The 19493-nt window shown below is 27.2% G+C and carries 15 protein-coding genes and 2 tRNA genes; 9 read left to right on the top strand and 8 right to left on the bottom strand.

Annotation, left to right across the window (positions count from 1 at the left end):
• The first annotated feature begins 143 nt into the window (after positions 1-143).
• The 4 genes from QZ306_RS09465 to aroA all read left to right on the top strand — a co-directional run bounded on the left by QZ306_RS09465 (position 144) and on the right by aroA (position 4599).
• Positions 144-1331: a PLP-dependent aminotransferase family protein gene (locus tag QZ306_RS09465; protein ID WP_295163352.1), complete on the top strand. Its 1188-nt coding sequence runs from the start codon at positions 144-146 to the stop codon at positions 1329-1331.
• 278 nt (positions 1332-1609) lie between these two features.
• Positions 1610-2218, top strand: a complete 609-nt coding sequence (locus tag QZ306_RS09460; RefSeq protein ID WP_295163350.1) for a rubrerythrin family protein — start codon at positions 1610-1612, stop codon at positions 2216-2218.
• Between the two features lie 132 nt (positions 2219-2350).
• Entirely contained in the window at positions 2351-3307 is a 957-nt protein-coding gene (gene ftsY / locus QZ306_RS09455) for a signal recognition particle-docking protein FtsY (protein ID WP_295163348.1), read from the top strand.
• A 32-nt stretch (positions 3308-3339) separates the two neighbouring features.
• Entirely contained in the window at positions 3340-4599 is a 1260-nt protein-coding gene (gene aroA, locus QZ306_RS09450; protein ID WP_295163346.1) for a 3-phosphoshikimate 1-carboxyvinyltransferase, read from the top strand.
• On the opposite strand, the gene QZ306_RS09445 is transcribed toward aroA, so the two are convergent.
• The 7 genes from QZ306_RS09445 to QZ306_RS09415 form a co-directional block, all read right to left on the bottom strand.
• On the bottom strand, positions 4596-5318 hold the full coding sequence (locus tag QZ306_RS09445; protein ID WP_295163344.1) for a polyprenol monophosphomannose synthase: 723 nt from the start codon (positions 5316-5318) through the stop codon (positions 4596-4598). The two genes, aroA and QZ306_RS09445, sit on opposite strands and share 4 nt — an antisense overlap.
• Positions 5319-5326: 8 nt before the next feature.
• Positions 5327-7990, bottom strand: a complete 2664-nt coding sequence (locus QZ306_RS09440; protein ID WP_295163342.1) for a DUF4132 domain-containing protein — start codon at positions 7988-7990, stop codon at positions 5327-5329.
• A 75-nt stretch (positions 7991-8065) separates the two neighbouring features.
• Positions 8066-9094 (bottom strand): 23S rRNA (adenine(2503)-C(2))-methyltransferase RlmN, encoded by a 1029-nt coding sequence (rlmN, locus tag QZ306_RS09435; RefSeq protein ID WP_295163340.1) that lies wholly within the window; start codon positions 9092-9094, stop codon positions 8066-8068.
• A gap of 66 nt (positions 9095-9160) precedes the next feature.
• Positions 9161-9403 carry an FmdB family zinc ribbon protein gene (locus QZ306_RS09430; RefSeq protein WP_295163339.1) on the bottom strand — a complete coding sequence of 81 codons (243 nt, stop codon included), beginning with the start codon at positions 9401-9403 and terminating at the stop codon, positions 9161-9163.
• Between the two features lie 126 nt (positions 9404-9529).
• Positions 9530-10474 (bottom strand): phosphatidylglycerol lysyltransferase domain-containing protein, encoded by a 945-nt coding sequence (locus QZ306_RS09425; protein ID WP_295163337.1) that lies wholly within the window; start codon positions 10472-10474, stop codon positions 9530-9532.
• A 73-nt stretch (positions 10475-10547) separates the two neighbouring features.
• Positions 10548-11078, bottom strand: coding sequence for an SRPBCC family protein (locus QZ306_RS09420; RefSeq protein ID WP_295163335.1), 531 nt, complete (start codon positions 11076-11078; stop codon positions 10548-10550).
• Positions 11075-12388 (bottom strand): AI-2E family transporter, encoded by a 1314-nt coding sequence (locus tag QZ306_RS09415; RefSeq protein WP_295163333.1) that lies wholly within the window; start codon positions 12386-12388, stop codon positions 11075-11077. The genes QZ306_RS09420 and QZ306_RS09415 overlap by 4 nt, the downstream gene beginning before the upstream one ends.
• A 170-nt stretch (positions 12389-12558) precedes the next feature.
• Here QZ306_RS09415 and QZ306_RS09410 point away from each other — a divergent pair.
• The 3 genes from QZ306_RS09410 (at position 12559) to QZ306_RS09400 (ending at position 13146) form a co-directional block, all read left to right on the top strand.
• Positions 12559-12632: transfer RNA gene (locus QZ306_RS09410), tRNA-Ile, on the top strand.
• 32 nt (positions 12633-12664) lie between these two features.
• Positions 12665-12738 (top strand) — tRNA-Ala (locus tag QZ306_RS09405).
• Positions 12739-12804: 66 nt separating this feature from the next.
• A complete protein-coding gene (locus QZ306_RS09400; RefSeq protein ID WP_295163331.1) occupies positions 12805-13146 on the top strand; it encodes an ankyrin repeat domain-containing protein in 342 nt (113 codons plus the stop codon).
• A 9-nt stretch (positions 13147-13155) separates the two neighbouring features.
• On the opposite strand, the gene QZ306_RS09395 is transcribed toward QZ306_RS09400, so the two are convergent.
• Positions 13156-14886 (bottom strand): hypothetical protein, encoded by a 1731-nt coding sequence (locus QZ306_RS09395; RefSeq protein WP_295163329.1) that lies wholly within the window; start codon positions 14884-14886, stop codon positions 13156-13158.
• Positions 14887-15060: 174 nt separating this feature from the next.
• On the opposite strand from QZ306_RS09395, the gene QZ306_RS09390 reads away from it, so the two are divergent.
• Together QZ306_RS09390 and QZ306_RS09385 are read left to right on the top strand one after the other, a co-directional pair.
• Positions 15061-15870 carry an undecaprenyl-diphosphate phosphatase gene (locus tag QZ306_RS09390; protein WP_295163327.1) on the top strand — a complete coding sequence of 270 codons (810 nt, stop codon included), beginning with the start codon at positions 15061-15063 and terminating at the stop codon, positions 15868-15870.
• A gap of 24 nt (positions 15871-15894) precedes the next feature.
• Positions 15895-19332 (top strand): DNA translocase FtsK, encoded by a 3438-nt coding sequence (locus QZ306_RS09385; protein ID WP_295163325.1) that lies wholly within the window; start codon positions 15895-15897, stop codon positions 19330-19332.
• Positions 19333-19493 lie beyond the last annotated feature (161 nt).

The following is a 19493-nucleotide window of genomic DNA, read 5'->3' as shown; positions in this document are numbered from 1 at the left end:
AAATCTGCGGATTTTTAAAAGTCTGTATTTTTTATATACAGTTAGTTTTATGAAATTACTATATATAAAAAATCAAAAAATAATGTAGCATTATTGTTAATAGTAGTGTATAATATAGAACAAATTTTTAAATGGATATTACTATGAAATTAAGATTATCAAAAAGAGCATTAAAAGAAGATTTTCAAAGCAGTTTTGTTAAAATTATGCTTGAGGTTGCAGCTAAGGGCGATTTAATATCATTTGCAGGCGGTTTGCCTAATCCAAAATCTTTTCCTGTAGAAGAAATTAAAGCCGCTGTAAATAAAGTTCTGGATACTAAAGGCGCCTATTCTCTGCAATATAATAGTGCTGAAGGATACGGACCTTTAAGAGAGTTTATTTCAAACAGATATAAAAAACAAGGTATTGATATTAATTCTAATGATATACTCATTACTAATGGTTCTCAGCAGGCATTGGATATTATTTCTTCATGTCTGATAGATCCTGATGATGATGTTTTAGTTGAAGATCCGTCTTATTTGGCTGCTTTACAGTCATTTCATCTTTATAATCCTAATATTCATACTATTAATTTAAATGAAGACGGTGCGGATATTAACGAGTTTAAAGAGGCTGTGAATAAATATAATCATAAGTTTTTTTATTCCGTTCCTAACTTTCAAAATCCCACAGGAATAACATATACAAATGCCGTTAGAGAGAGCATAGCAGATATTATAAAAGATAAGGATACTTTTTTTATAGAAGATAATCCCTACGGAGAGTTAAGATTCAGAGGCGAGCCTCAAAAATCTTTAGGAATATATTTGGGAGAGCAGGCTATACTGCTTGGAACTTTCTCTAAAACTGTTGTTCCAGGTATGAGATTGGGCTGGATAGCATGCAGAAATAAAGAATTATATACTAAAATGAAAGATTATAAACAGCTTATAGATTTGCATACATCTACATTTTCTCAGTTGGTTGTGAGTCAGTATCTTGAGGATAATGACTATGATGAACATATAAAAAGAATAATAGATTTATACGGCAGGCAATGTAATTATATGCTGGAAGCTATGAATAAATATTTTCCCAGCGATATGCATTGGACGCATCCTGAAGGAGGTATGTTTATATGGGCGTCGCTTCCTAAAGGAATTGATGCCGTTGAATTTTCAAGGAAAGCTTCCGATGAAGGAGTTGCAGTTGCTGCAGGAGAGCCTTTTTATGAAGCTAAAAGAGGTTTAGGCACTGTAAGACTTAATTATACCAATTCTAAACCTGAAGATATTGACAAAGGCATATTAATATTGTCAAAAGTTATTGAAAAAATGCGTAAATAATAATTTTTATTATTTATTTAAAATATTATTGTACTCGTTCTTTAGCTTCTTTTTTGATGACGCAAAAAATAACATTATAAATATATTAAATAATAAATTAAAAAATAAAAAAACAATAATAGAAATAATAAAATATAAAACTATAATAAAAAAAGCGATCCTAAGGAGTACATAGTTGTCAAGTATAATAATAAATTATTTTTGTTTTACTTTCATTTAAATTAATTGTTCTATATTATATATATGCGCATATAAAAATTAAGTCAAAAGGAAAAAAAATGATTAAGAAATTAACTTTATTTATGCTGTCTTTATTTATTTTTGCTAGTTTTGTATACGGACAAACAGCTAAATCTACTTTAGATGCTATTGAGCAATCATATAATGGCGAGATGAATGCATCTGCAAGCTATGCCGAGTTTGCTAAAAGAACTCAGAATAAAAGTGTTGCTGCAATGTTTAAAGCCGCTTCTGCTGCGGAAGCTTTGCATGCCAAACTTTTAAGCGATATGGCTGTATCTTCAAAAATATCATCTAAGGCATTAACGGCTAAAATTAATACTGTTAAATCAGGTACTGATAATGATAATTTAAAAAGCGGTATAGCAGGCGAAACTTATGAGTATACAAAAATGTATCCAGTTTTCAGCAAGGTTGCCTTATCAGAAAATAATAAAAATGTTTCCGATTTAATGAATAGAATAGCTTCCGTTGAAAAAACTCATGCTGCATTATACAATAAAACTATGCAGGATTTAAATGCTAATAAAACTTTGCCTACAGTTTATTATTTATGCCCTGTTTGCGGATATGTTGAAGCAGGTTCGGCTCCTGATAAATGTCCTTTATGCAATGCCTCAGCTAGTTCTTTTCAGGCTTTTAGTTAATTATATTTATAGCTAAGAATTAAAGCATTGATAATTTAATTATTATCAATGCTTTTTATTTTATTATAACTTGACAAATTATTAATAGCTTATATTATATTTTAAATAATTTTTAATTGGAGAAGTTAATAAATGCCTTATATGAATGTTATAGTCTGCACTTTTATAATAATTTTAATTATTCTTTCAGTATTATTAATAATAAAATCTAAAAGCAAGCCTAAAGTATCTTTAACAAGTTCTAAAAATAAATTTTCTTTATCATCTATTTTTAATACATCGTCAATTAATGATGAGTTTTTTGCAGGTTTAGAAAATAAATTGATAACCGCAGATGCAGGTGTCGAAACTACAAAAGATATTATTTCAAAATTAAGAGAAGCAATAGAAAAAGACAATATTAAAGAGCCTTCCGATGCAAAAGAATATTTAAGAAAAATATTAGTATCAAAATTCATATCAAAAAAATTAGAATTAAAAGATAAAAACATATTATTTATAGTAGGAGTTAATGGGGTAGGTAAAACAACATCAATAGCAAAACTGGCAAATATACTTAAAGATGAACATAAAATTATAATAGCGGCGGCTGATACATTTAGAGCGGCGGCTATAGAGCAGTTGGAAGAATGGGCTAATAGGCTTTCTGTTGCAATAGTTAAAGGTCAGCAGGCGGGAGATCCTGCAAGCGTATTATTTTCAGCATTGGATAAAGCTAAATCATCAAATGCGGATATAGTAATAGTAGATACCGCAGGAAGATTTCATAATCAGGAAAATTTACTAAGACAGCTTGAAAAAATGAAAAAAATAGCTAAGGAAAGATTTTCCGAATTTAATTTTATTCCTGTATTGGTATTGGACGCCAATGTGGGGCATAACGGCATAGAACAGGCTAAAGTTTTTACTAATGCTTTGGATATACAAGGAGCTATAGTTTCAAAATTGGACAGTTCCGCTAAAGGAGGTGTTGCCCTAAGCGTGGCGCATTATTTATCGCTTCCTATATACTATGAAGGATTAGGAGAGAAAGTTGATGATTTTAAAGAGTTTAATGCTGAGAGTTTTGTTGATGCCGTACTGCAGTGAAATTTAATTAAACTTTATATTGGAGTTGTATTATGTCTTTAACTATTAAGCCTTCTGAGATATTCGGATCTATTTATATTCAAATGAGCAAAAGCGATGCGCATAGGGTTTTAATAGCATCATCTTTATCTGAAAAGCCAAGCATAATAAAGCCTTGGATTAAGAATATAGGTGCTGATATAGAAGTTACTAAAGAAGCTGTCTCTAATTTTTCCGATTTAGAAATTATTGATGACGGACTTAAAGTTATACCTAAAGATATTATTAAAAATAAACTTAATATAGATGTAAAAGAATCAGGCACTAGTTTAAGACTTTTAATTCCTATTATATCAGCATTGGGTATTGATTGTAAATTTGAAGGATCTAAAAAATTATTTTCAAGGCCTATAGATATTTATAAAAATATATGGAAAGAGCAGGGATTGGAATTTGAATTAGGTGAAGATTTTCTTAATGTTTCAGGAAAATTAAAAAGCGGAGATTTTAAAGTTGCTGGAAATGTAAGCAGCCAGTTTGTAAGCGGACTTTTATTTGCATTGCCTTTATTAGACGGAGATTCTAAAATTATTATAGAAGGCGAGCTTCAATCCGCTCCTTATGTTATGATGACTTTAAAAATTATTAAATCCGCATGCATAGAAGTTTGCAGACAAGGAAATAATATAATAGAAGTATACGGTAATCAGAAATATTGTTCAATTGATTATGAAATAGAATCTGATTGGTCTCATGCCGCATTTTTTGCTGCTGCGGGTGCTTTGGGAGGAGAAGTTGCCTTATACGGTCTTAATAAATATTCAATACAGGGCGATAAGGAAATTATTAATATACTTAAATTTATGGGGGCTTCTATAATTTATAATAGCGATAATTCCATAACAGTAAAAAAAACTGGGAGACTTAATGCTATGGATATAGACGTTTCCAATATACCAGATTTGGCTCCTATTATTACTGCATTGGCGTCCACAGCTAAGGGCGTTACTAAATTATATAATGCTTCCAGATTGAAATATAAAGAAAGCGATAGAATAGATGATCTTAAAGATAGTTTTAACAAAATAGGCGCTAAGATAAAAGTTACTGAAAATGAAATATATATAGAAGGCGTTGAGAAGCTGGAAGGAGGAAATACAACTTCTCATAATGATCATAGAATAGCTATGTCTCTTGCAGTAGCTTCAATTGTTTCTGAGAGTGATATTGTAATAGATGATGCTATGTCTATTAATAAATCTTCTTTTAATTTTATAGATCAGTTCAGAAGTATAGGCGCTGTAATTATCTAACTATTAAAATATTTTTTCTTATTTCTAAATCTTAACCTTATTACCCTGAATAAAGCCTCTGCTATTATGTTTTTAGACATTTTTGATTGCCCGTTTCTTCTTTCATAAAATATTATAGGTTCTTCTTTCACCTTATATCCGTTGCTTTCAAAAGAGTAATTCATCTCTATTTGAAAGGAATACCCTGCAGAAAGTATATTTTTGAAATTCATATTTTTCAATACGGATGCTCTAAAGCATTTAAATCCGCCTGTAATATCCATAATTTTAGATCCTAATATAAATGAGGCATATCTGTTTCCATAGTATGATAAAAAAAGTCTTCTTAGAGGCCAGTTTACAACACTTATTCCATTACAGTATCTTGAGCCTATAACCAAATCAAGTTTTTCTTCTTCCATTCTATTTATAAACTTTATTACAAAATTAGGATCATGAGAAAAATCTGCGTCCATTTCTATTATATAATCAGGATTGTATTTAAATGAATGCTGAAACCCCGCAATATATGCAGGTCCAAGTCCTTCCTTTTTTTCTCTTTTTAAAAGATGTACTCTGTTATTATTAAGATATTTTTCAACTATACTTGCGGTACCGTCAGGACTATTATCATCTGCAACTAATATCTCTATATATTTTGGCAGTTCTAACACGGTGTTTAACATTTTTTCTATATTATCTTTTTCATTATATGTTGGAAGTACTATAACGGCTTTCATTTTTTTCCTTAAAATTTATTGATTTTATTTTTTCTTATATGATTATCTATATTAAACATTATGTATTTTACATATCTTTCATGAGATGTTCTAGGATCCATTATATTTTTATATGAAAATACTTCATTATTATCTATATTATAAAATACGATATCTCCGAACATAATTATATCATTATCATCTATAGCATTATCTATACCTATTAAATTAATTTTTATACCAACAGATATTGATGTTTCTATAATCTTATATCCCACTATATATGAGTTTTCATAGTCTAATTCCATATTTATAGAATCTGCTAATTTTTTGAATACTTTTATTTTTGCTTCTTTATTTCTGTATTTTATAATAATATTTTCTTTTATATCTCCCTCTTTAAAATTAAAATTAATTTTCTGCATTTGATTAAAAGGCTGTTTTATATTTAAATTAGCCAATAGTTTTTTAGCCTTTTTAATTTCTTCATCTGTCATTTCTATAGAGCTTGCTAATGATAATTTATGACGACTGTTTATTTTATATTCTTCGTTATCTAATGTAAAGAATTTATTTGATTTTTTATCATATCTGACATGTTTTAATATTTTATCATTTTTACTATATACAGTCCATATAAAAATATCCGATAGCAGACTCATAATATAATTTTCTATAAATATATTTTTCCAATTATTTGCCTGCCATTTTTTTCCAGTCATCAATGCTTTATGCAGTCTTAGAGATTGAAATCTATATATAGACTTTATATTGTTTTTTAAGCTATGAAATTCATCTAGTAATTTTTCACTTATATTGCAGTATTTATCTATTTTTGATATATATTCTTTATTTTTATTATCGTATATTTTTTCAATATATAATTTTTCATTTATAGTTAAAGTAAATGAATTAAAATCGTCTTTTAATATTTTTTTACCGTATTTATTTATAGAAAAATTAGGTATTATTTTATCTTCTAATCCATCTTCTGAAATATTAAGTTTCTTTGCAGCGGATTTAAATGCCGATTTGGAAGTATTTTTTATTTGATAGTATTTAAAATTAGTTTGTATATAATCTATAAGAATGAGGGAGTAAATACTTCCATTGAAAGCTAATGCTGATATAGCATAATTTGCAAGCGAAATTCTTCCAGATTCGCACCAATTTTTTAAATTATAAATTACTTTTTCTATTTTATATTCCGATTCATATACTAAATACAGCATCATAACATATTTATAAGTTATATCAGCTCCTTCAAATATCCATCTGTCATATATGTTTTTTATTACATTGATAAATGAATCAAAATTGAAATATGAAATAATTTTATCTAAATATTTTATCTTTGTAGGCAGTTTGAGTTTTGAATATTCCAAATATATATATTTTATAATAATTATTGGTATAACTTCATTAGAATCTTTCATTTTAACGCCGTATAATAATGATTCGTCTAAGCATAATAGATTTTTTTCATATTTTTTATTATAATTTTTATTAACAAAAGCTACTATGCTATTAATATCTTTGAAGCCCGATTTAATTATCTTTTTATTTTTCCATTTTTTTAATATATCTTTAGCTAAATTGCTATTTAAAGTTTTTAGGTATTTATAAGATTCATTTTTTTTACGGTTTATTATTTTTATAGATGCTTTTCTTATATTAGGCGATTTACTTCCTAAAAGAGAACATAATATCTTGCTTGATTTAAAATCTATTTCTTTGCTGTAAAGTTCATTTAAAAACGGAATAAAGTTTCTACTGTTTTTTGTGACTCTGTTTATGAAATTTTTATTTGAGAATAAGTTTTCAAAATATTCAGAGTTTTTCTTTATAATAGAATAGAAGAAATTATTAAAATCATTATTCTTTATTTGTACTGCAAATGAATTGTAATATGATATTCTATCATTATATGAATAGAAAAATATATAAGAAATAATAATATCTGATAAAGGCATATCAAGATTAAGAAGATAGTCTAAACTTTCCTGATATGTTATATTGAAGCCTTCTTTTCTGATTAAAATTAAATATATTAAGCATTTATAATTATTGGTTTTTAGTATTATATTAAGAAGTTTTTTGGATTTTTTAGAGTAATCGGAAAGCAGTAAAATATAATATATTCTGTAATTGTTTAATATACATTTTTTTATAAACTCTATATCATCTGCGCTTGGAGTTTTTTTTATATTGTAAGGTCTATATGGTCTTAAAGCACTGTAATATCCGAATGCCGATTTTTTTGTATGAAATTTTTTTATTAACTCATATCTTTTATCATCTTCATATATAATATCATTATTTATTACAGTTATACTGTTTGGAGTTCCTATATGTTCCGCAATATTATATTTTACATAGTATGAATTGTACATTTTTTGAATAAGTAAATCTATTTTTTTATCGGCTATTTCCAAATTAGCTTTTTCATCTTCATTTTTTAAAAGTACGGCTGTTAATATTAGATACATTCCGCAATTGCTGCTGTTTTCTAAGGTTTTATATAATGAATAGAAATATTCTCTGTCTCTATTATAAGTACAATTGGCTTCTCTTAAAAAGTCTAAAGCATATACATCATTTTCAATTATTCCTTTATTAATAATGCATATCTCTTTTTCTAAATTATAGCCATCGTATCTTCTGCTGAATAAAGAACTATTAAATTTCTCCATAAATTACCCTTTATTTATAAAAATTATCTGTTTTTAATATTATACTATTATTAAAATAAATACTATAATATTAACTTAAAAATTTTTAACAGCTAATTGTCCGCAGGCTGCAAGTATTTCCTGACCTTGCTTAAATCTTTCAATTACTTCAATTCCGTTATCTTTAAGTATGGATTTAAATCTTAATATAATATCTTTATTAGGTCTCTGTAAATGAGGCGCATGATCTACAGGATTCATAGGTATGACATTAACTTTGAAAGGAAATTCTTTTTTTAAGTTAACTATTCTGTATGCATCATTAACCGAATCATTTATATCTTTAATAAGAACCCATTCAAAAGTTATCATTCTTTTTCCGTTTTTACTGTATCTTTTAAGAACAGCTGTAAGATTTTCTATCGGATATCTTTTATTTATAGGCATAATTTTATCTCTGATTTCATTTTTCAGAGAATGTAATGAAACAGCTAATCTGCAGTCTAAATCTTTTTCTATAAGCTGTTTTATTCCTGCAGCCTCTCCTGAAGTTGATATTGTTATATGTCTTATACCTAAATTAAAACCTTTAAAAGAATTGATGGTTTCTATTGCTTTGAAAAGGTTTTTTGTATTTGCTAAAGGCTCTCCCATACCCATAAAAACAATAGAATTAACTTTTTTAGTTACAGCTCTCATTAAAATAAACTCGGCAAGTATTTCATCTGCTGTTAAGTTTCTAGATAAGCCCATACTTCCCGTTGCACAGAAGGCACAGCCGTATCCGCATCCTACCTGAGATGATAAACAAAAAGTTACTCTGTCTTTTTTATTCAGTATAACGGATTCTATTTTTTTCTTATCATATAATGAAATTAATAATTTCTGCGTTCCGTATTCATCTTCCGATATATTTTCTATTTTTGAATTATGTATAAAATAGTATTCATCTAATAAGTTTCTTAAATTTTTAGGTATATTGCTCATCTCCTCAAAACTTAATGCATATTTTTTATATATCCAATTAAGTATTTGCGAGGCATGAAATTTAGGAAAATTATTCTCTATACAGAATCTTGATAATTCATTTTCCGATATATTCATTATAGATATCTTTTTAGCCATAATTATTCTTAAAAGTTTATTATTTTTATTATTAATAATTTTATTTTTTCTATAAACTTATATTACTCAGCAGCTTATTTTAGGTGGGGTATTATCATTATTGCCGGCAGAACTTGAATTATCATTTTTTGACTTATAATCATTAACATAGAATCCTTTGCCTTTAAAAATAATACCGCTGTTTAATGATATCATTCTTTTAGCTTCGCTTCCGCATTTAGTACAGTACGCTTTAGCTTCGGCTGTTATTGACTGAAACTCTTCAAACTCATTTCCGCAATTTTCGCATTTATATTCATAAGTAGGCATAGTTTTTCCTTATTTTAAATTATTTTGAATAATATATATTTAAATAAAAATCTGTCAAGTATAATTATTTATTATTATATTTAAGAGCTGTATAAAATAAAATGCATATATATATATTTTTTTTATTTAAAAGTCTGTGCAAAAACCTTTATATTTTTCTATATAGCTAATCGGATTATAGGACAGTTTTGCCTTTCTAAGTCCCAAATCCCCAACATCCTGCTCTCTGTTTACAAATTTAAATCTTTCATAATCGCTTATATAATTTTTTAAATTTTCTAAAAACATTCTGTTTATTGCCTGATAAGTTCCTTTATAGTTTCTATCTCCTCTCTCAGAATGAACTACTATAGTATCTCTCATACTCAAATCAGCTATCGTATATGCCGCAACTTTTTTATCAATATAAATAGCACCTCCTATTATATTTTTTATAATATCCCAATTAGCAAGCAATGTTTTTATCATTATAGTATCAGCCTCAGCTCTTACTTCATGCGATAATAATTTTCCGCTTTTGAAAGTTTCGCATTCTTCCATATAATTTTGATTATTTTTTTCATATTCCTCCCATTCGGATTCAAAATCAAGTATATCTTGTATAATGGTTTTATCTATAGGTTTGTATTCAAATTCATTTTTTATAAATTGATTATACAGATTTTTTTTGTTATGAAATTTTTTGCCAGGGAGGGATGCAAGCTCATTAAAATCGTATATATATTCCCATTCGTCTCTGGAATCTTTCATTTTTATTTTTGTAGTTTTTTCCCAAAATAAGGCAAGTTCTTTCGGTATTCTTATAATAGCCTCTCCTGATATTTCGCAAGGACTGATACCATTGCAGAAATCGGAATTAAACCAATCTCCGACAGGTGCCCAATATATAGTATACGGAGACTTCTGTCTTATCCAAACTAATTTTTCAGTAAATGCCCATTCAATCATATATATATCTTTCAGTCCAAGCATATTCATAAATGTATAATCTGCCGATTGCTGAGGAGTTATGGAAAAATATTTATTATAAAGTTCTTGTTTTTCTAAAGTGATAGGCTCAAAATCAAGCATATATTTTATCCTTTTTATTTTATTGACTGCATATTATATATCAAAATTAATTAATGTAAATGATGCATATATACTATTGGCTGTTTTTATTAATAAAGATTTTTACTCTTCTAAAAAAATCGCTTTTGCAGTTTTCATCTGTAAGTATATATTTAAGCATAAATCTCAAATATGGATGATATACATACATAGTTTCTTTTATAGTCATTTTGGTTTTGCCGTTTTCTGCATCTTCAAATATATAAGTCCATAAAGCCGTAAATTCATTTTCTGTTTTTACTATAGATATTTCGCTGTTTTCTATTCTTCTTACCTCTATTAATTCCTGATAAGTTCTTCTGTTTGAATAAGTCTGCATAATTTTTAATTTGTTTCCAGATATTTTTTCGGTATGAACTGTGGAAATATATTTTAACCAAGCGGGATAATTTTCATAATTTATGATAAGATTATATAGTTCATTTCTTTGCATATTAAGTATTTGAGTTTTTTCTTTTGAAAAAGAAGGAGGGATTCTTTTTCCTATAAAAGTCGGAAGAAATATCATAACAGCCATAAGTATCAGAGGCAGTATTATGAATATAGGTATTACATAAATAATCATTTATTTTCCCTTCTATTTAAAGTATAAAATTTTGAATTGTAATATTTATCAAAGAAATTTTTTAGTATTAACAGTATTATACTGCAGAAAGGCACTGCAAATAAAACTCCTAAAAATCCGAATAATACGCCTCCTATAATTGTGCTGAACATTACGGCAATAGGGTGAATTTGAACGGAATCTCCAAGTATTTTAGGCGCAATAAGTCCTGAATCAAGTATCTGTATAAATCCGTATATAGCGCATATTTTTAAAGCTCCATGCCACCATACAATATCGGTTATAATTCCTGTAAATAATGCGCTTGCAAAAGCGATGAAAGGTCCTATAAACGGTATATAATTTAATAATCCTCTAAGTAAAGCTAGTACAAGTGCGTATTTCATATTTGCTATAGAAAGCAGCATATAAGTTATTATAAAGAATGATACAGCAAGTACTGTCATTCCTCTTATATAGCTGTTTATAATATAATTTGATCTTCTTATTATATTACTTACATATTTCTGCCATCTTATAGGTATTAATTTTATTATATTTACCTGTATATTTTTAAAATCCAGCATTAAATAAAAAGTAACAAAAGGCAGTATTACAAAATATGAAAATATAATGCTGAATATGGAAATAACGCTGTTTATATTTTGAAATCTTAAATCCATTGCTTTTTTGTAAAATAAAGTCATAATTCCGTTATTTCCAAATAGAAAATCTTTTATTGCATTAGAATCTATTTCTAAGTTTATATCAAAACTTTTTCCTATGGTTCTGTTTAATTTATCTGATATTGAAATTAAAACTGATGAAATTAAGTTATATGTTTTATCCACATATTGAGGCAGGCTTTTTAATATTATTCCAATCTCTTCTATGATTCTTGGTATTATAAATACAACGAATATTATAGCTATTATTAAAAGCGGTATGAATATCATTAGCACCGCTAATATTCTAGGCATTTTATATTGTATTTTACTTATCAGAGGATTAAATAAATATGCAGTAAATATACCCCATATAAAAGGTGCAACTAAATATCCTGCTTCTTTTATAATCCATAAAGAGAACAGCGCTAATATTAATACTAATGAAATTTTTGCCCATATATATTTCCAAAAAGGTATTAATGCTGCTATAATAATAATAAATAAGATAATAGGATTTATTATATTTTTTATTAAATAGCAAAAATAAAAAAAAGCACTGGTTATTATTGCTATTAATAATATATCTCCTCCTATAATTAAAACTCTGTTATGTGTCAGAGAATTATTATTGTCTTTGGAAGTATAACCGTTTTTGTTAATCATATAATATATTTTTTATTTAAATTAGTTATGTTAATAATATAATATAAATATTTTTTTTACAATGATATTTATAAACTTTATTGAAAAATATTGTATTTTTTAATAAATGGTATTGCTATTTTTTTTATTTGTGGTATAATTCAGCCCATATTATTAATAAATGATTCTAAGGGCCTGTAGCTCAGATGGCTAGAGCGTTCGACTGATAATCGAAAGGTCGGTGGTTCAATTCCTCCCAGGCCCACACGCTCAGGTTCCTTTTTTATTGCATATAACGGGGGTTTAGCTCAGTTTGGGAGAGCAACTGCCTTGCAAGCAGTAGGTCGTGGGTTCGATCCCCATAACCTCCATATTTTTATTAAAAAGTAATTTTTAAATACAATATAATTTTATGATTTTAAGAACTTATCAGAATTATGAAGATGTTATTATCCATAACTATGATGCTGTCCATTATATTAATCCCTTTTAGTAATATATACGCTTTAAGTCAAGATGAGGAAGCTTTCTTAGATGCTGCAGTTTTCGGCGATGAGGATATTATAGAAAAAATTATTGATAAAAATATCAATATTAATATACAAGATGATGTAGGAAATACAGCTCTTATACTAGCAAGTATGGGTGGACATATAAAATCGGTTGAATTGCTTATAAAAGCTAATGCCGATAAGTTAATAGCAAATAAATACGGAAATAATGCTTTGTTTTACGCTAAGCAAAAAAATTATACAGATATAATAAAACTGCTTGAATAGCTTCATTTATTATAAAATATAATTTGTTATTATTATAATTTCATCTTTTCTGTTTAGCATGCAGCTATTATTAGGATTTAAAACAATATCATTATATCTTTTTATTCCAATTATTATAATTTTTTTTCTAAGCAAATATAAATATGCTTCTTTAAAAATTTTAGATTCGTCAAAGTAATCTGAATAAGGCGATATTATTATATCCTTTCCGTTTTTGCTTAAAAGTCCGTAGAAAATATATAATATATTTGAACTTAATGATGCCTGAGCCATAAGCATTCCTATTAATTTACCGCTTACTATAAAATCTCTCACATCATCGGAGTATATTAAATTTCTTTTTTGTATGGAGTTCAATAAAGATAATATGGCTATATTTAAATTTTCTTTTCTTATAACCTGTCTTATAATCAGAAGTATATTGATGCTTTTAACATCAGTAATATTGTCTTCGGATATTAATACTATTTTTGTTATAGCTTCATCTTTTAATTTCTGCCTTATGAACTTATATTTATTTTTTTGAGATTTTATTAAATTATAGCTGAGTATGCTTATATTATGATTTTCCATATATTCAGAAATTTCTTTTATTATTTCATCATATCTTTTTTCCTCGCATATCAGTAATATATTATTTTTATATTTTATAATATTCGGCTTTATATTATCATATTCTTTTGAATAATCATCATTATTGTTTTTTGAAAGCAGTACAAGTCTGTTTTCTTTTTTTAATAAATGCTCATAGTTTGGTATTAATAATTGACTTCTGTCTTCTTTGGTTATGCCCAATAATATCATTCCTCTGTCAAGATATTTTAAAGCGGCTTCTTCAAATTTAGAGCCGTTAAAATTATGATCTTTTTCTATATAAAACACATTTCCATCATTGGAAAATAATTCCTCATAAACATTGCTTAGCCCCGTATAAATTATGCTTTGAGCTATAAGCTTGTATAATATTTCATACTTATAAATTATATGTATGACAAAATATTTATCTTCAATAGATTTTATAATTTCAATTGTATCTTCTTCATGCACAAGCATGCATATATTTATTCTGCTGTCAATTTTTTCTTCTTCTACAATTTTTTTTAAAGCCAAAAGTATATTAAGTGATTCTGTATCATCATTATTTATTATTGATACGCTTGATGATTTTGCTATATTAAGTAATTTAATATTTTCAATTCTGCCCAGAGCTCCTTCTCTTATTATTATATTAGTTTTTTTATATCCTTTTATAAAAGATATTCTTTTTCTTATTATATCAATATTATGTTCAGAAAGTATTACAATAGTTTTTGCTTTGGTTTTTATAAAGTTTTCTATTATAGTTAGGGCTTCCTCTCCGTATCCTAAAATAATAGAATGATTCTTTTCCATAATAAAAGCATTTCCTTTGCTTAGATTATTAATTCTGTCCTGAAGCGCTTTATTTATCATAGCTATAAGAGAACCCCATCCGCATACTCCTATAAAAGTAACAATTAAAAAAGTTATTAATATTCCTTTATTTCCCTCCACAGATGATATATTGCCGGTATCAATAAACTGCATTAAACTATCCCAAAATGCATCTTTTGCAGGATATTTAAAAAATATTATTATAAATACTGAAACTATTAAAAGAAGAATTATTATTGCAAATATTAATAGTATTAACTGGTATAATAAGCCTCTATTAAGCATTCGGTCAATTCTGTATTTTATATATTTTAATATATCTTTCATAAAAAATACTCATAATTTTGTATCGTTAAATTATACTAGAGTAGATAAAAATTGCAAAATATTTTTTTATTTTCAGTTTATTTTTATTAATTGAGTTTACATAATTTTTTTCTATTGTTTTTTTTAAACAATCCGAAAATTATAGTGATATTATGTAAACGTCGGGGTAGTTTAATGAATAAAGTTGTAATATTAGGTTTTATACAAGCGGTAACGGAGTTTTTACCTGTATCAAGTTCGGGGCATTTGAGAATAGCTGAGTATTTTCTGAATTTTTATTCGGAAAATATATTATCATTTGAGATTGCTCTTCATTTCGGAACATTTTTAGCAACCTGCATTATATTTAATAAAGATATAATAAAAGCTGTAAGCGGATTTTTTTTAGGACTTAAAGATTTCCGTAATTCAAGCGTTAATAATGAAGGGTTCAGAATGTCTGTTATGGTAATAATAGCTTCCATACCTATTGCCGTAACAGGTCTTTTTTTAGAAAAGTATTTAAGCAATTTAAATTTAGACAGAATAGGTATTAATCTTATTATAACAGGCTCCATACTTCTCCTTACCAGAAGATTAGATAAAAATATTTACGGCAATGATTTAAAAGATATATTTACTATGACATATAAAGATTCATTTTTTATAGGGCTTGCTCAGTCTGCAGCTATATTTCCGGGAATATCAAGATCTGGAATGACTATAAGTATTGCTTTATTTTTAGGACTTAATAGAGATTTGGCTGGAAGATTTTCATTTTTAATATCTTTGCCTGCAATATTCGGAGCGCTTCTTTTATCATTAAAAGATATTGTATATTTTGATATTAAATATGCAGCTGTAGGTTTTATTACTGCATTTATATTCGGATTTATTGCTTTAAAGTTTTTGATGTCATTTTTAAAAAACGGAAAACTTTTCTATTTCGGTTTTTATTGTATTATAGCTGGAATGGCTGTTTTCTTTTATTTCATGAAAGTATGATTTTTTAGGTATTGGAGTTTTATTATGTTAGGATTATTTAAAAAGAAATTAACAATACAAAAGAGAGCAGAGCATAAGAAATTTGAAAAAAATATAGAAGATGAAAATTATAATAATAATTTTTATGAAGAATATGAAAATAGAAATCCTTTTTTTGATATAGCGGGATTTTTATGTTTTTTGTCTGCGGGAATATTGCTGCTTTCATATTTCAGTATGAATATGGAGGATTTGAATTCTAATAATGAAATTAGAAATTTGCTTGGTATATTTGGGGCTTATATATCAAGCTATTCATTTTTAGCATTCGGATTTTCCTGTTATGTTATACCTGCATTTTTTATATATGCTGGAGTTAATATTATATTAAAAAATTCAACTGATAAAATATTAATGTCTTCCGTATCTTCATCTGTATTAATGATACTTTTAAGCGTATTATTAAATATATTTTTAGGAAGTTTGGATTTTTATAATAAAGGCGGTATGCTTGGAGAGTTTATCGGGGGCTCTTTAGTGTTAATATTCGGAAAAACAGGCGCTGTTATGATAGTAATATCAGCTCTTATAATAACTGCTATAATTTTTGCCAAAGTTTCCATAATGGATTTAGTTCATTATTTTAGAGATATTTTAAAAAATGTTGATTTTGAAAAAATTAGATATATAGAAGAAAAAGTTGTAAACGGAATAAAAGATTTGGATATAAAGTCTGTAAAAAATAATGAATCTCATATAAATAGTTCTAATAATGAAAAAGTTTATACTAAAGATTATATACCTATATTTTATGCAAAAGAAGTTTCAGATTTGGATTTTAAAATTCTGCCTTTTATAGAAAAAATAGAGAATAAAAATTATTATTTTGATGAAAAAAAATACAGAGAAAAACTTTTAAATAGAAATAATTTTACCAGTACATTTTTTAATGATGCAAATTCAGATAATAAAGAAGCTGATAATATTTTAAATGAATTAAGAGATATTAAATTTAATGGTATAAATGTAAATACATTGGAAAATACAGAAGAAGATTTGGGATTAGCTTTGGCGGAAGCCGTATTCGGCAGCGGAAATAATACCTATTATAAAAATAGTATTGAAAAGGAATATAATTTTTGTATAGATTTTACAGATAAAAAAAAAAGTAAGGAATTTGAAGATGATTTAAATAAATTCGAGAATCTTGATTATAATATTAATTATTTAAAAAAGTCCGAGTTTAAAAGAGCGGCTTATAATGATTCTGTTAATAATTATGCAAAGTATAATGTTGAAGAGCAATATATAAAAGCAAATAATACAGATGATTTTCTATATGATTATAATTATATAGAAAAAATATCAGCAGATAAAGAATATGGTTTTAATGAACTTCAAGCACTAACTGAAGAAAATACGGACAGTAAAGAAAATAAAAAAAGTGAAGAAGAAGCTGAGATACTAATTAAATTAAATAATGAGCATAGTACAGATAAAAATATTGAATATGTTTCACCTTATAATAATTCAGCAGCATCAGATAACGGCAAAAGAAAAGCTTTTGAATTTGCTATGGGCTACGGAGCAAAAAGAGAGTATAACAGATATAATCATATACCTAATTATAATAATATTGCAGATAGTAAAATAGATAAATTTGATTTAGATGAAAAAGAGCTTTATAATGCAGGCAGTATGGAGGATAACAGATTAAAAACAGCAGATAATTATAGCAGCAAAGTAAATACCGATGGGCAATTTCTGGAGTCTGATAATGATTTAACAGATTATAATAAATCATCTGAAAATACTGCTTCGTATAATACAGCAGATGAAGAATATGAAGAAAATAAAAATATAGAAGAATATATAAAAGATAACCCTCAAAAAGAAGCAGGGTTTATAAATATAGAATCTCAGAAAACGGTTGATACATTAAAACCTATGAAATCTGTTATAGGTACAAAATCAATGAATAATTTTGATTCGGATAGAATACAATCAAATTTTGATACAAAATATGTTGATAAGCATTATAAATATCCGCCTTTTGATTTGCTGAACAGATCCATACCCGTTAATGATGGCGCTATGATGGAGTCAATTAAGCAAACGGCAATGCAGCTGGAGCATACATTGCTTGATTTTAATATAGAGGCAAAAGTTACTGGAGTATCAAGAGGACCTGTTATCACAAGATATGAACTTGAAATCGCATCAGGAATAAGAGTTTCAAAAATATCAAACCTTACGGATAATATAGCATTAGCATTAGCTTCTGAGAGTGTAAGAATAATAGCTCCTATACCAGGACGCTCTGTTATAGGAATAGAGATACCTAATAAAGTCAGAAATGCAGTTTTTTTGAGAGATGTTCTGGAAAGTACCGATTTCAGACAGTCAAAATTGGATATACCTTTTGTGCTTGGAAAAGGAATATACGGAAATAATGTTGTATCAGATATGTCGGAAGCTCCGCATTTACTTGTTGCAGGCACTACGGGTTCGGGTAAAAGCGTATGCTTATCTACAATAATACTTTCGCTTTTATATAAGTTCAGACCAGATGAATTAAAGTTTATATTTGTGGATAAAAAGAGAGTAGAGCTTTCCATATATAACGGTATACCTCATTTAATGTCGCCTGTTGTTTCCGATGAGAAAAAAGCCACTATAGTATTAAGATATATTGTGGATATAATGGAAAAAAGATATGAGAGAATGGAGAGATTTTTTGTAAGAAATGTAAAAACATATAATGAGAAGGTTAGGCAATTATTAAAAGAAGGAGAAACAGAATTTAACGGAGAGCCCTTAGAGTTATTTCCGTATATAGTTCTTGTTATAGATGAGCTTCATAACTTAATGGTTGTTGCATCAAAAGAGGTTGAGGATTTGATATCTCGTTTGGCAGGGATGAGCAGGGCAGTTGGAATACATTTGATTATAGCTACTCAAAGACCTTCAGCAGATGTAGTTACAGGTGTTATAAAAGCTAATTTGCCTACAAGAGTGGCATTCCAAGTGCCTAATAAAACCAATTCAAGAATTATAATTGATATGTCTGGAGCCGAACAATTATTAGGCAAAGGAGATGCTTTATTTTGTTCTTCAGGAAGTCAGATGCCTGACAGAGTTCAGGGGGCTTTTGTATCCGATAATGAAGTTAAGAAGGTTGTTGATTATTTATCAGGACAAATGTCTCCTATGTTTGATGAGAGTTTGATTGCAGCTTTAGAGGGAAGCGATGCAGACGATAAAAATACGGACGAAGAAGATATACTTGACGAAGAGCTTTGGGAAGATGCTGTGAAGCTCGTTGCAAGGACGGGAAAAGCAAGCGCTTCATTTTTACAGCGCCGTTTAAAAATAGGTTATAACAGAGCCGCAAGAATAGTTGAGATAATGGAGCGTCAGGGCATAGTAGGACCTGAAAACGGAAGCAAACCCAGAGAGGTTTTAATAACTTTAGACGAATAAAGATATATATGCTTATAAAATGGGGTAAAGTTAAAAATTAATTCTCCCGATTTTTATTTATAATATCAGATAATAATAAATAATATAAGATTAATACTGCATAATAAATCTATATTAATCAGTGATTATATAATATTTTATATTTTGACTTTAATTAAAAA

The sequence above is a fragment of the uncultured Brachyspira sp. genome (assembly GCF_910588665.1).
Lineage (GTDB): Bacteria > Spirochaetota > Brachyspiria > Brachyspirales > Brachyspiraceae > Brachyspira.
Note: the sequence above shows the minus strand (reverse complement) of the source record. Positions and strands in the feature narration are given on the sequence as shown.

Coding starts and splice junctions, on each gene's coding strand:
- rlmN (WP_295163340.1), bottom strand. CDS start 9,094: ATGGCTAAAAAGATATCTATAATGAATATATCGGAAAATGAATTATCA.
- QZ306_RS09460 (WP_295163350.1), top strand. CDS start 1,610: ATGATTAAGAAATTAACTTTATTTATGCTGTCTTTATTTATTTTTGCT.
- QZ306_RS09385 (WP_295163325.1), top strand. CDS start 15,895: ATGTTAGGATTATTTAAAAAGAAATTAACAATACAAAAGAGAGCAGAG.
- QZ306_RS09425 (WP_295163337.1), bottom strand. CDS start 10,474: ATGCTTGATTTTGAGCCTATCACTTTAGAAAAACAAGAACTTTATAAT.
- QZ306_RS09440 (WP_295163342.1), bottom strand. CDS start 7,990: ATGGAGAAATTTAATAGTTCTTTATTCAGCAGAAGATACGATGGCTAT.
- QZ306_RS09390 (WP_295163327.1), top strand. CDS start 15,061: ATGAATAAAGTTGTAATATTAGGTTTTATACAAGCGGTAACGGAGTTT.
- QZ306_RS09420 (WP_295163335.1), bottom strand. CDS start 11,078: ATGATTATTTATGTAATACCTATATTCATAATACTGCCTCTGATACTT.
- QZ306_RS09415 (WP_295163333.1), bottom strand. CDS start 12,388: ATGATTAACAAAAACGGTTATACTTCCAAAGACAATAATAATTCTCTG.
- QZ306_RS09400 (WP_295163331.1), top strand. CDS start 12,805: ATGAAGATGTTATTATCCATAACTATGATGCTGTCCATTATATTAATC.
- QZ306_RS09445 (WP_295163344.1), bottom strand. CDS start 5,318: ATGAAAGCCGTTATAGTACTTCCAACATATAATGAAAAAGATAATATA.
- aroA (WP_295163346.1), top strand. CDS start 3,340: ATGTCTTTAACTATTAAGCCTTCTGAGATATTCGGATCTATTTATATT.
- QZ306_RS09395 (WP_295163329.1), bottom strand. CDS start 14,886: ATGAAAGATATATTAAAATATATAAAATACAGAATTGACCGAATGCTT.
- QZ306_RS09465 (WP_295163352.1), top strand. CDS start 144: ATGAAATTAAGATTATCAAAAAGAGCATTAAAAGAAGATTTTCAAAGC.
- ftsY (WP_295163348.1), top strand. CDS start 2,351: ATGCCTTATATGAATGTTATAGTCTGCACTTTTATAATAATTTTAATT.
- QZ306_RS09430 (WP_295163339.1), bottom strand. CDS start 9,403: ATGCCTACTTATGAATATAAATGCGAAAATTGCGGAAATGAGTTTGAA.